Below are 13,673 nucleotides of genomic sequence, written 5' to 3' on the forward strand. Positions count from 1 at the left end.
AAGGTAGGTGTTATTAAATGAGTAAATTATTAGAAGTCAAAGATTTAAAAGTATCATTTAACACCTACAATGGCGAGGTACAAGCTGTTCGTGGTGTAAGTTTTGATTTAAATAAAGGAGAAACTTTAGCAATTGTTGGTGAATCAGGTTCAGGTAAATCTGTAACATCAACAACGCTAATGGGACTGCTTCCGAAACCACATGGATTTGTTAAATCAGGTCAAATCCTATTTGAGGGAGAAGACCTCGTTAAGAAATCAGCAAAGGAAATGCAGGAAATCCGTGGAAATGATATTGCAATGGTGTTCCAAGACCCGATGTCTTCTCTTAATCCAACAATGAAGGTCGGCAATCAGATTATGGAAGGTCTGATTAAACATCAAAACATGAATCGTGCTGATGCAAAGAAAAAAGCAACGGAGTTACTGGAATTGGTTGGGATTCCCCAGCCAGATGTTCGAATGAACCAATTTCCACATCAATTTTCTGGTGGAATGCGTCAACGTGTTGTTATTGCAATTGCACTTGCATGTAACCCTAAATTATTGATTGCAGACGAGCCAACAACAGCACTTGATGTAACCATTCAAGCACAAATTTTGGAATTAATGAAGAAAGTCCAAGAGGAAACAAATAGTGCGTTAATTTTTATTACACATGACTTAGGTGTAGTTGCGAATGTTGCTGACCGAGTGGCAGTAATGTATGCGGGCAAAGTAGTAGAGGTTGGAACGGTAGACGACATCTTCTATAATCCGAAGCATCCATATACATGGGGATTACTCGGCTCTATGCCAACACTAGATAGCACAGATGAAGAACTCTATGCTATTCCTGGAAGTCCTCCAGATTTGCTTAATCCTCCAAAAGGAGATGCATTTGCACCAAGGAATAAGTTCGCTCTTGAAATTGATACTGTGATGGAGCCACCGATGTTTAAAGTATCGGACACCCATTATGCAGCGACATGGTTGCTTCATGAAGATGCACCGAAAATTGAGCCTCCAGAATCCGTAAAGCGTAGAATGCAAGGTTTTTCGAAAATGGAAGGTGAACAATAATGGCAGAAGATAAAATATTAGAAGTTATTAATTTGCAGAAGCATTTTGATGTTGGACGAAATAAAACGGTTAAGGCTGTTGATGGTGTATCTTTTGATATTCTTCGTGGTGAAACGTTTGGGCTTGTTGGTGAATCTGGATCAGGAAAGTCAACGACAGGAAGAACTATTATTCGTCTTTACAATGCAACAGGTGGAGAAGTTAAGTTTAATGGTGAAGATGTTCATGGAAAAAAATCCAAAGAAGAATTATTAAAATTCAATCGTAAAATGCAGATGATTTTCCAAGATCCATCTTCTTCACTAAACCCAAGAATGACGGTGCTGGACATTGTCGCAGAGGGATTAGATGTTCATAAACTAGTTAAAAACGATAAAGAACGAAAAGAACGTGTGGAAGAATTATTGGAAGTCGTTGGATTAAACCGTGAGCATGCTACAAGATTTCCGCATGAGTTCAGTGGTGGACAACGACAACGGATAGGGATTGCTCGTGCACTTGCAGTAGAACCCGAGTTCATTATTGCTGATGAACCAATCTCTGCACTTGACGTATCGATTCAAGCACAGGTTGTAAACTTGCTGAAGAAATTGCAAAGGGATCGTGGGCTAACGTATTTATTTATTGCGCATGACCTTTCAATGGTAAAATATATTAGTGATCGAATTGGCGTAATGTATTTAGGAAATCTAGTTGAGCTTGCAGATAGTGAAGAATTGTATAATAATCCAATTCACCCATACACGAAATCACTACTTTCTGCGATTCCTCTACCAGATCCAGAATATGAACGTAATCGCAAACGTATCACATATGATCCTACAGTTCATGATTCAAGTGAAGAGCCTGAATTTAGAGAAGTGAGCCCAAGACATTGGGTACGTTGCACAACAAAAGAATTTGAGCAGTACAAGATAGAAGCTGCTAAGAAATAGAGTATATCGGGACATGGAAGCTTATTCGCCTCCATGTCTTTTTTTTATCCGCAAATATATATCATTATCAATTAAATTTACATAATAAACTAATTTATGAATTGTTTGACAATTATTTAGAGTTATGTATAAAATACAACTACAAATATGATTTCATGAAGGGGGAGTTTCTGTGAAAAAGAAGTATTTATTACTGGCTATCTTCATGCTCTTTGTAGCAGTAATTTTAGCAGCGTGTGGGGAAGAAAGTAATGACGAGGGCGGACAATCAACAGATGGAGAAGAGAAGCCAAAATTCTTAACAATGTTGACTGGTGGAACAACTGGTACATACTATCCACTCGGTGGTGAAATGTCGAAGCTTATTACTGATGCAACGGATATTCAAACAGATCCACAATCCTCAAATGCCTCGGCAGATAATGTAATCGCTTTACAAGAGGGGGAGGCGGATATTGCTTTTGTACAAACCGACGTAGTTTCCTTTGCTGTTGAAGGAATTAATGCATTTGATGGAAACCCGGTCGATAATGTTGTAGCAATCGGTGCATTATACCCTGAGACTGTTCAAATTGTTACATCAGCTGATTCAGGAATAAATTCAGTTGAGGATTTAGCTGGGAAGAAAGTATCCGTAGGTGCTCCAGGTTCTGGAACATACGTAAATGCTGAACAGCTACTGGAAGTTCACGGAATGACAATGGATGATATTAATAAACAGAACTTAGATTTTGGTGAATCCACTGGTGGAATTCAAGATGGCAACATTGATGCGGCTTTTATCACAGCAGGTGCACCTACGGGGGCAGTAGATGGGCTAGCAGCGACAAATAAAATAATAGTCCTGCCAATCGAACAAGATAAAATCGATGCATTGATTGAAAAGTACCCTTACTATGCTGCGGATACTATTCCAGCTGGTACGTATGGTCTCGAAGATGAGACAAAGACTGTTGCAGTATTAGCGATGCTAGCAGTAAAGGATAGTCTTTCAGAGGATGTCGTTTACGATATTACAAAGGCAATCTATGAAGGGGCACCGAATATGGCACATGCTAAAGCTGAATTTATTAAGCTTGAAAATGCAGTAGATGGTATTGGCATCGATCTGCATCCTGGTGCAGAGAAGTATTATGAAGAAGAAGGGGTCCTAGAGTAGTTTTTGAGGCAGAAAAGAGTTTATCGAGGCAGGCTTACTAAAAGAATAAGTCGACTCAATCTGCCGCCTAAAGCTTGAGAATAATCAAGTATCCCAAAAAGAAAATTAGGCCGGCGATCATTTTTAGTGATTATTGCCGGCTTACATAATTAGCGACTAGATGTGATTGGGGTTTTACAATGAAATTAACCATTAGGAGAACATTTCTATGTTCGGTGATTCTTTTCATGCTAATGGGAATCCTATTTATTCCTTATCATACTGCACTTGTATTTTATGTAGAGAATACAAGTGAAATAGCTGCGTATCTTCCTTTAGATAAAGAGGATACGTTCCAAATTATTTTCACACACTCCATTCACTTAACAGATGTGGTTGAAAAGTATATCGTTACGGATAATTTAGAAATTATGCAGTATGAAATGATTTACGAAGAATTTGGGATCGGCATGCCATCGAACGCGGAAGAGGGACAAACATACGTATATGAGGATGGAAAGCATCATATTAAGGATGTTGACACGATCTTTCCCTTCATGAATATTAGAAATGGAAAGACCGTATCCGAGCATCGGCTCGTTTGGGGGGAAAACGCAGAGCATATCGTCTGGTTCAATCAATATTTTGTTCCGGGTGCATGGTTTAAGGTGAAAGCAACGAAACTATCATTATGGGAGCTTATGGAGGGGGTTAAAATCCATGACTGAATCTAAAAATCATCAGGAACTATCAGCTGAGGAACAAGAGGAAATTATGCAGAAGTTCGATGCTGAATCGCGAACAAGAAGCATAAAGGGTGCAATGGGAGTTGCTATCTTTATTATCTTAATTGCCTTTTCTGCTTTTCAAATATATACAGGAGCATTCGGACAATTCACAGCACAAATCCAGAGAACAATCCATTTAGGCTTCGCATTGGTACTTATTTTTCTGCTATTTCCTAGCAGAGTAAAAGGAAGTAAACGAAAAATAGTATGGTATGATTATGCACTCGCATTATTAGCACTCGTTGTTTGTGGTTACTGGCCAGTATTTTATGATACGCTAGTCCAGCAAATTGGTGGTATTGAAACGGTGCAGGTGATTATTGGTGGCTTGGCAATATTGCTTGTTCTGGAGGCTGCTAGAAGAGTGGTTGGTCTGCCGATTGCAATTATTGCTGTTGTCTTTATGGCGTACGCCGTGTTTGGGCAATACATGCCAGGAATGCTTGCACACCGGGGACTAAGTGTTTCGCAATTAATTGAAACAATGTTCTTTACAACTGATGGAATACTTGGAACACCATTACAGGTTTCTTCTACCTATATTTTCTTATTCCTATTGTTTGGCGCTTTTTTAGTGCAAACAGGGGTTGGAAATTACTTTAATGACTTGGCGATTGCAATTGCAGGCCGGCGAATTGGTGGACCTGCTAAGGTTGCAATATTTTCAAGCGCACTAGAAGGAACAATCTCAGGAAGCTCCGTTGCTAATGTGGTACAATCGGGTTCGTATACAATTCCGATGATGAAACGACTTGGATATAATAAGAACTTCGCCGGAGCGGTTGAGGCTGCCGCATCGACAGGTGGTCAGATTATGCCGCCAGTAATGGGAGCCGCGGCATTCTTAATGGTTGAGTTTGCCGGTGTGCCGTATTGGGAAATTGCAAAAGCAGCAGTCATACCAGCCATATTATATTTTTCAGGTATATGGATCATGACACATTTCGAAGCAAAGAAGCTTGGACTTCTAGGTTTACCAAAAGAAGATATTCCTTCTAAAAGGGAAGTCTTTAAGAAAATCTATTTACTGTCACCAATACTAGCAATCATTATCTTTTTATCGATGGGATTTAGTATTGAAAGGGCAGCACTATATGGTATCTTATTTACGATTATTGTAAGTTTGTTTAGAAAGGATACGAGAATAACTCCAGGGAAATTTGTGTTTGCATTAACAGAGGGAGCAAGATCGGCGCTAGGTGTTGCGGCTGCGACTGCCTGTGCAGGAATTATTGTTGGAGTCGTAACGAAAACCGGGTTAGGTTTAAAATTAGGGAATGGACTTGTTGGCTTAGCAACTTCCATCGCGAATTCACCGGAAACAATCCTGTTATTAACATTATTCTTTACGATGGTTACCTCGATTATATTAGGAATGGGTTCACCTACAACAGCAAACTATATTATTACATCGACGATTGCTCTGCCAGCAATCCTTGCATTGAATAATCAGCTCGATGTTGCCGTACCGGTTCTGGCTGGTCATATGTTCGTGTTCTATTTTGGAATTGTAGCCGATATAACACCACCTGTTGCATTAGCAGCATTTGCGGCGACTGGGATATCTGGTGGGGATCCAATTAAGACAGGAATAAATGCTTCTAAGTTAGCAATTGCAGCATTTATTATCCCATATATGTTCGTCTTCCAACCTGAACTGTTAATGATTGATACGACTGTTTTAGAAGTATTGTGGATAATATTTACAGCCATAACAGGAATGGTTGCGATTGGTGCAGGTCTCATTGGATTTTGGTACAGGAAAATCAATTGGCTAGAGAGAATAATAGCTGTAGTAGCAGGGCTTTTACTCATCTATCCAGAAGGTGTTACGGATGTAGTTGGTCTCGTCCTATTTGTTGGTATGGTTGTATTCCAATTAATGATAAATAAAGGAAAATCAAATGATGATAAGTTACTGAAGGCTGGTGGAGAGTGAAAATATGTGCATAAAGGTGGCCTGGAATCTTCCACGTCACCTTTTTTGGTGGATAACTTGTTTGTAACTTGTGATTATCCCCCATTTTCTGGGGATAAGTGCATAAATATGTGGATAAAAGTAGAATATTCTTATGATTGTTAATAAAAGAATGATTTGTTATAGCATTGTAGAACAACATAGCACTTTAGACGTAGTTCGGTATATATCAACAGCCTAATAGAAAAAGCAAATTCATGCGTGTATAATAAATAGTATATGTATGGTAGTTTACTAGTTCACTGCTCGTTAGATAAGTAAATAAAAACCTTCTCTCTACACTTTGAACTAAGGCTGGCTGTCATCTAAGTGTTTTACGAGTGAAGTTAGAATAAACGGAAGTAGTAAAGGACAGATAAGATTATGAAACGCAAAAAAACGATAAAGAAGGCTTTGTTACAATCCTTTCTAATTATGATGCTGTTTTTCGGTGTGTTTCTAGTAATATCGATTTTATCGATTGTTAATTATGATACAAATTATGAAATGGTTAACAAAGGTCCTCGAATATCGGATGAGGTGTATAATTATCGTCCACTTGTGGATAAGTATGCAGACGAACATGGGATTTCTGATTATGTGGATGTCTTGTTAGCAATTATGATGCAGGAATCTGGTGGCAGGGGAAATGATCCAATGCAATCATCAGAAAGCTATTGTGGGAAAGTTGGGTGTATTGATGACCCCGAGCTTTCTATTAAACAAGGAGTCTACTATTTCTCTAAAGTAATGGAGGATGCTAATGGCGACTTGGAATTAGCAATTCAATCGTATAACTTTGGCAAAGGCTTTATTAATTACGTGTTAGAGCAATCAGGAAGTTATACACAAGAGATTGCAATCGATTTTTCACAGGAAATGTATCAGAATGCACCAGATAAGAGTATTTATAGTTGTTTACGTGAAGAAGCGAAACAGTATGATGCATGTTATGGAGATATTTATTATGTTCAATCAGTTATGGCTTATCGAGAGGTATTAGCTGTAGAATTATAAACATAATGATATGATTAAAGGAAATTTAAGGAGGAATTCTAATGGTAAAAGCAATTCAAACAGACAAAGCACCAGCAGCAATTGGACCATATTCGCAAGCAATCGTAGCAGGAGATTTCGTTTATGTTTCAGGCCAAATTCCAATTAATCCGGATACATCTGAAGTTGTAGAAGGAATTGAAAAGCAAACAGAGCAAGTATTGAAAAACCTACAAGCTATTTTAGCTGAAGCAGGTACTGATTTTTCTAGCGTTGTTAAATTCACTATTTATTTAGCTTCAATGGAACATTTTACAACAGTTAATGAAATATACGGGGAATTCTTAGCAGAACCATATCCGGCCCGTGCAACAGTTGAGGTAAGCCGTTTACCGAAGGATGTCCTAGTTGAGATGGATGTTGTAGCATATACTAAATAGGGGGAAAGCTCATATGGATAATTTTACGTATTACAATCCGACAAGATTAATATTTGGAAAAGGCCAATTAGATGCTTTGCCAAATGAAATTGAGCAGTATGGCAAGAGGGTGCTCGTCGTTTATGGCGGAGGAAGTATCAAGCGCAATGGTATTTACGATAATATTATTAATAAATTAGCGGAAATAAATGCAGTAGTATTTGAGTTAGCAGGTGTAGAGCCTAACCCAAGAATTTCGACAGTCCGCAAAGGTGTCGAGATTTGTAAAAATGAAGCAATCGATTTTATCTTAGCTGTTGGTGGTGGAAGCACAATAGATTGTACCAAAGCAATCGCGGTTGGTGCTAAAACTGATATAGACATGTGGGATATTATTACTAGAAAAGCGCGTGCTAAAGATGCCCTGCCATTTGGTACAGTACTGACGTTAGCCGCGACCGGATCGGAAATGAATAGTGGTTCCGTTATAACAAATTGGGAGACAAAAGAAAAGTATGGATGGGGAATTGCGCCGTATACCTTTCCGAAATTTTCTATCCTTGATCCGATGCATACGGTTTCCGTTCCACGTGACCAAACAATCTATGGGATAGTCGACATGATGTCACATGTACTAGAACATTACTTCCATCAGGCAACCAATACGAAAGTTCAAGATCGTTTTTGTGAGGGTATTTTGACGACCGTAATAGAAACAGCGCCAAAACTACTCGACAATTTAGAGAGTTATGAGTATCGGGAGACGATTATGCTCAGTGGAACGCTAGCATTAAATAATATGCTAAACATTGGCTTCTCTGGTGATTGGGCTTCACATAATCTAGAGCATGCAGTTTCCGCAGTCCATGACATTCCACATGGTGGCGGGCTAGCGATTATCTTTCCAAACTGGATGAAGCATGTACTTGGCGATGAGAATGCACCACGCTTTAAGCAACTGGCTGTTCGTGTATTCAATGTGGATCCAACTGGGAAGTCAGACAGAGAAGTAGCCCTTGAAGGCATTAATCGATTACGAGCGTTTTGGACAAGTATTGGAGCACCAGCAACATTAGCTGATTATGATATTAATGAAAACTCAGTAGAATCTATGGCGGAAAAGACAGTTACGATGAGTGCAGAATACGGTGGATTTAAAAAACTTAATAAAGAGGATTCTCTTGCCATCTTTCAAGCGAGCTTGTAATTAACTGATATTTCCTGGGGAATATTGTAGAATAAAGATAAAAAAAGGAAGCACAAGGTCTTATTTCTCGCGTGCTTCCTTTAATATTACTTGTCTTGCATGGTGACGAGAGTGAAATGAATGTGAACGCTTAGCGGTATGATCAAATCGATACCAAGTGAATAACATAATAACCCCACATAAGATCAGCAGTATGCTTGTCACGAAGAATACTGCTGAGAAACCAAATGCTGCCGCAATAATTCCACCCATTGCTGGACCAATCACATTTCCTAAAAATCGTAAGCTCGTGTTGTACCCGAGAACTTCACCTTGCATGGAAAGTGGTGCAGCTTCTCTAATATATGCAATGCGTGCAGGGATAATCCCACCCATTGTTACTCCTAATAAAAATCGTAGCAGTACTAATTGCCAAAGACTCGTAACTAATGCGCCTGGGAGATAAACGATTCCTGATAATAGCAAGAGAAGGGTTAAAATTTTGATATGCCCAATTCTATCTCCGAGCTTGCCCCAGCTTCTTGCCATAAATAGATTACCTAAACCAGCAGCAGAAAATGCTACACCAGCAAAAAAGGCTATATTTACTGGACCATGAATCTCTTCGACAAATAAAGATAGGATTGGCTGAATACTAAAGTTTGCTATTTGTACAAGTGCAGATAACAGCAATACGACAAGTAATGTTGGCTTCCCGAAAATATGGCGTACAACATCTTTGCTAGAATAAGTCTTATAATCTCTCTTATCCGTAGAAAGTTTAACTTGAATTTCTTTTACACCAAATAAAACAAGCAATGCAGATAAGAATATTGTTATAGAGACCCATTTAAATGAATTTGCATACCCAAATGTGTCTGCAAGTACTCCGCCTAGCATTGGTCCAATTAATGCACCTGTAACACCACCAGTTTGCAGTGTTCCAAGTACTTTACCTGCAACTTCTTTTGGTGTTTGTGTCGAGATAAACGCTTGTGACATAGGGATAAATCCCGTTACAATTCCCATAAGGAGACGCAATAAAAAAAGCTGCCATACAGATGTGGCAAACCCCATTAAGAACACAGAAATACCAATACCAGCGGCCGATATAATCAAAATGTTCTTTCGACCAAATTTGTCGCCAATCCTTCCCCAGATTGGTGCAAAGATAAACGCGGTAACGAATGTCACAGCAAAAGTCAGTCCTGACCATGTTTGGACATATGAAGCGGAGAAGTTACCAAAGGAGCTAATGTATAAGGAGATGAATGGGATGACCATTGTCATACTTCCAGAAACAAAAAAGTTAGCAAACCACATGATTGCTAAATTACGTTTTACAGCTTGTGATGAATCAGTAATTGGATTGGACTCCTTTCCGAAAATACTTCGATACCCTAAATATACTGTACCCGAATTAATATTGGAAATAATATGCTCAAGAATAGATGGATGAAGATTTACAAATTACCAGATTCGAGAAATGCAAGAAATGGAGAAAAAAATATCCATAAAGTTATGAAAAGGTTATAATAGATAGGAATCCACATGTTGACTAAAGTAAGATTAATAATGTCGATTTATAAGGAGATTAAAATATGATGAAGTTACATTTGAAAAAGATTATTTCACTAGTTATTATCGTTAGTATCCTCCTCGGATTATCGATACCTGTATATGCAGCCACTGGACCGACGGATACAGAATCTATTAATGAGAAATTAGGACCGCCGATTGTTGTCTATGGTGGCACATTGTCAGAGGATCAGCGAAATGAAGTACGCGAAAAATTAGAAGTAAGCGACCCAGAAGCAGTTGTGGAATACGATGTTACTGGACAGGATGTTGTAAATTATATTAATGGTGATGCAAATGCTAGATTGTTTTCATCAGCAAAAATTGTGCGCCAGGAAGAAGGAAATGGGTTGACGATTAATATTGTTACGCCCGAAAATATTACAGAAGTGTCGAGTGACATGTACGCTAATGCATTACTAACAGCTGGTGTATCCGATGCAACGGTTGATGTCGTTTCTCCAGTTAAGGTATCAGGACATTCTGCATTAACTGGAATTTACAAGGCGTATGATGCAGAAGGCATAGAGCTAGACAAAGAGCGAATGGAAATTGCAAATGAAGAGCTCGGTGTAGCAACAGATCTGGCTGATAATGAAGGTATGTCACAAGAGAAGGTAAGTCAATTATTGACAGAAATTAAACAAATGATTGCTGACCAAAACCCCGCAACAAGGGAAGATGTCGAACAAATTGTTAGTGAACAATTACAAAATCTAGAAATCATGTTAAATGAAGCGGATCGACAAATGTTGATTGATCTATTTGATAAGATGCGTAATATTGATATAGATTTTGGGGCAGTTAAAACTCAACTTGAAGATATTGCTTCTTCGATTTCAGATAAAGCAAATGAATTAGGATTAGATGCTAGTTTCTGGGAGAAGGTAGCAAACTTCTTTAGTGAAATGTTCCAAGGGATAAGTAATTTCTTTGGTGGATTGTTCAAATAAAATAAGAGATTGATAAAGGGACTCTAGTAGTGGAGTCCTTTTTATTATGGCAATATCCGTTCCAATTTAGAGCATGTATCACCTCTTAGCGTACTTACAATTATACCTGTGACTCTTTCATTTAAAGTGCGAGGTAGCTTAGGTTAGCAAATGCTCACAGACCAGTCGCTCCGGAAATACACTACGCTTTCCGCGGGCGGCTGGTGAGCCTACTTGTGCTATCGCACTTCGTAGTCTCACCGAGGCCGTTCCTCCCGCAGGAGTCTTCGTGTATTTCCTTCGCTGGTATGAGCGAAATCTATATATGGGAAATTGTCGAACGCTAAATAACGCCGTGAATGAATCTTTCGCTGCGGACAATGAAAATCCTCAAAAATAGAACGGTTTTCTAACGAAGTATAACATTGTCGGAGTATTCCTTGTCCTGTGGTAATGACAAAGGCTGAAGATGCATCGGAAGTGCTTTTCTTCCATAGAAGCAGACCGGGTTGTCTATGGAATGCGACTGTCCTCAGAGGGATATCAATATTGAGCCTAGCTTGCACTTTATATCAATCTCGGATTATCATTCATCACCGCGCAGATAGTATTTAAAAACTTCCTCCCTGTATAACTATAACGTATGATGCCACTTTGAAATATGGTGGTACTCTAGTTTTCTAATGCAAGGCAACCTTCAGGAAGTTCCTAATCTATTATTCAATTAAACTTATATTTATTCAATTTTTACAATATATAGTATATAACTATAATATTATATTTTGTGACTTTTATAAAAATTGTGTTGATATATCTCAATATAATAGTATAATATCTATCACAGGTAATTTTGAATTGTCTGTTAAATAAAATAGATATGATAAGAGAGGGGTCAAAAGAATGAAGTGGAAGAGTTGGTCATTGCTTTTAACGTTATTACTCGCATTAGGAGTCTTGCTAGCTGCTTGTAGTGGAGATGAGCCCGCAGAAAGTGAGGACGATGGAACTGAGGAAGGTAATACGGAAGAACCCGCAGAATCAGAAGATACAGAAGGCACAGAGGAAGATACAGAAGCTTCGGCAAGTGGAGATGGTCTTGCTGCCGATCAAACATTTGATATAAATATTAGAACGGAGCCTCCATCATTACATCCTGGTCTTGCTTCAGATACTACTTCTGGGGCTGTACTCTATCAGATATTTGAAGGATTAATGCGAATAAATCAAGATGGTGAAGTGGAGGAAGCGATGGCTGAATCCTATGATGTGTCTGACGATTTGTTAACGTATACATTCCATATTCGTGAAGACGCTGTATGGTCAAATGGTGATCCAGTAACGGCGGGAGATTTTGAATACGCTTGGAAATGGGTATTAAATCCGGATAATGCAGACACTGACTATGCCTACCAATTATATGTTATTAAAGGAGCACAAGCTGCGAAAGAAGAAGGTGCTTCAAGCGATGATATTGGTGTCACCGCCATAGATGAAAAGACGTTAGAAGTCATACTTGAACAACCAACACCGTATTTCTTAGATCTTACTGCTTTCTATACCTACTATCCAGTCAACCAAAAGGTAGTTGAGGGCGCAACTGACTGGGCACTTAATGTAACGGATACGTATGTTACCAATGGACCGTTCTTAATCGAATCATGGGCACATAAAGATCAAATCGTACTGAAGAAGAATCCTGAATATTGGGATGCAGATACTGTAAAATTAGAAACAATTAATATGTATATGATTGATGATGAAAATACTTCTTTAGAGATGTTTAATAGTGGGGAATTGGACTGGGCTGGAGATCCAACAGACGCATTGCCATTATCAGCGATTCCGTCATTAAAAGCGGACGGTTCATTAAACATTTCACCATTAGCAGGGGTGTATTACTATGCATTTAATACAGAAGTAGAACCATTTAATAATGTTAATATCAGGAAGGCTTTTGCTCTTGCAATAAATCGTGAAGGTATTGTCCAAAGTGTTACACAACGTGAGGAAATCCCAGCAATGGCACTTGTACCTCCATCGATTTGGGAGGAAAGTGAGGAAGGCTACTTTAAAGATAATGATGTGGAGACGGCGAAAGAGTATTTAGCAACTGGACTAGAGGAACTAGGATTAGAAGAGCTACCGGCAATTAGTCTCTCCTATAATACGAGTGAAGCACATGCGGCAATTGCACAAGCTGTACAAGATATGTGGAGACAGAATTTAGGGGTTGAGGTAACACTTAATAATGAAGAGTGGAATGTTTACCTTGATAGTATGAGCGCAGGTAATTTCCAAACAGGTCGTATGGGCTGGCTTGCAGATTTTAACGACGCAATTAATTTTATCGAGCTTTTCCAATCTGTCGGTGGTAACAACTATACGAACTGGGAAAGCGAAGAATATTCAAATCTGATTGAACAATCAAGAACAGAAACAGATCCAGATGCGCGTAAAGAAATTTTACGTGAAGCGGAAGCAATATTTATGGAGGATCTACCAATCGCTCCAATTTACTTCTACACGAATGCATGGCTAAGCAAGGACTTTGTAAAAGATTTAGAAGTATCGCCGCTTGGTGGGGTACAGTTTAAGTGGGCATATCTTGCCGAGGAATAAATCTAATTTGTAATTAAAATGGTGTATTTCAACGTAAGGCGTATAGATGTATCTGTATGCCTTA

General features: G+C 38.8%; 12 protein-coding genes. 11 read left to right on the forward strand and 1 reads right to left on the reverse strand.

Annotation, left to right across the window (positions count from 1 at the left end; all coding sequences use genetic code 11):
- Positions 1-17 precede the first annotated feature (17 nt).
- The 8 genes from CWR45_RS04255 (at position 18) to CWR45_RS04290 (ending at position 8,501) form a co-directional block, all read left to right on the forward strand.
- Positions 18-1,061, forward strand: coding sequence for an ABC transporter ATP-binding protein (locus tag CWR45_RS04255; protein WP_115748565.1), 1,044 nt, complete (start codon positions 18-20; stop codon positions 1,059-1,061).
- A complete protein-coding gene (locus CWR45_RS04260; protein ID WP_115748566.1) occupies positions 1,061-1,996 on the forward strand; it encodes an ABC transporter ATP-binding protein in 936 nt (311 codons plus the stop codon). Before CWR45_RS04255 ends, CWR45_RS04260 begins: the two co-directional genes overlap by 1 nt.
- A gap of 172 nt (positions 1,997-2,168) precedes the next feature.
- Positions 2,169-3,155 carry a TAXI family TRAP transporter solute-binding subunit gene (locus tag CWR45_RS04265; protein ID WP_115748567.1) on the forward strand — a complete coding sequence of 329 codons (987 nt, stop codon included), beginning with the start codon at positions 2,169-2,171 and terminating at the stop codon, positions 3,153-3,155.
- A gap of 179 nt (positions 3,156-3,334) precedes the next feature.
- A complete protein-coding gene (locus CWR45_RS04270) occupies positions 3,335-3,862 on the forward strand; it encodes a DUF1850 domain-containing protein (RefSeq protein WP_115748568.1) in 528 nt (175 codons plus the stop codon).
- Entirely contained in the window at positions 3,855-5,861 is a 2,007-nt protein-coding gene (locus CWR45_RS04275; protein ID WP_115748569.1) for a TRAP transporter permease, read from the forward strand. The genes CWR45_RS04270 and CWR45_RS04275 overlap by 8 nt, the downstream gene beginning before the upstream one ends.
- 402 nt (positions 5,862-6,263) lie before the next feature.
- Entirely contained in the window at positions 6,264-6,896 is a 633-nt protein-coding gene (locus CWR45_RS04280; protein WP_115748570.1) for a lysozyme family protein, read from the forward strand.
- Between the two features lie 41 nt (positions 6,897-6,937).
- The gene (locus CWR45_RS04285) at positions 6,938-7,315 is read left to right on the forward strand and encodes a RidA family protein (RefSeq protein ID WP_115748571.1); all 378 of its coding nucleotides are present in this window, start codon (positions 6,938-6,940) and stop codon (positions 7,313-7,315) included.
- 13 nt (positions 7,316-7,328) lie between these two features.
- Positions 7,329-8,501 (forward strand): iron-containing alcohol dehydrogenase, encoded by a 1,173-nt coding sequence (locus CWR45_RS04290; RefSeq protein WP_115748572.1) that lies wholly within the window; start codon positions 7,329-7,331, stop codon positions 8,499-8,501.
- Positions 8,502-8,561: 60 nt separating this feature from the next.
- Here CWR45_RS04290 and CWR45_RS04295 read toward each other — a convergent pair whose 3' ends face one another.
- Positions 8,562-9,803, reverse strand: coding sequence for an MFS transporter (locus CWR45_RS04295; RefSeq protein WP_115748573.1), 1,242 nt, complete (start codon positions 9,801-9,803; stop codon positions 8,562-8,564).
- Between CWR45_RS04295 and CWR45_RS19710 the strand changes: the two genes are divergently transcribed.
- From CWR45_RS19710 to CWR45_RS04305, 3 genes are all read left to right on the forward strand, one after another.
- Positions 9,757-9,939, forward strand: coding sequence for a hypothetical protein (locus CWR45_RS19710; RefSeq protein ID WP_170138783.1), 183 nt, complete (start codon positions 9,757-9,759; stop codon positions 9,937-9,939). The genes CWR45_RS04295 and CWR45_RS19710 overlap by 47 nt on opposite strands.
- 145 nt (positions 9,940-10,084) lie before the next feature.
- A complete protein-coding gene (locus tag CWR45_RS04300) occupies positions 10,085-11,011 on the forward strand; it encodes a DUF1002 domain-containing protein (protein WP_115748964.1) in 927 nt (308 codons plus the stop codon).
- A gap of 879 nt (positions 11,012-11,890) precedes the next feature.
- On the forward strand, positions 11,891-13,609 hold the full coding sequence (locus tag CWR45_RS04305; RefSeq protein WP_115748574.1) for a peptide ABC transporter substrate-binding protein: 1,719 nt from the start codon (positions 11,891-11,893) through the stop codon (positions 13,607-13,609).
- The last annotated feature ends 64 nt before the right edge of the window (positions 13,610-13,673 follow it).

This window comes from Oceanobacillus chungangensis, from assembly GCF_003369565.1.
In the GTDB taxonomy this organism is placed as follows: Bacteria; Bacillota; Bacilli; order Bacillales; family Amphibacillaceae; genus Oceanobacillus; species Oceanobacillus chungangensis.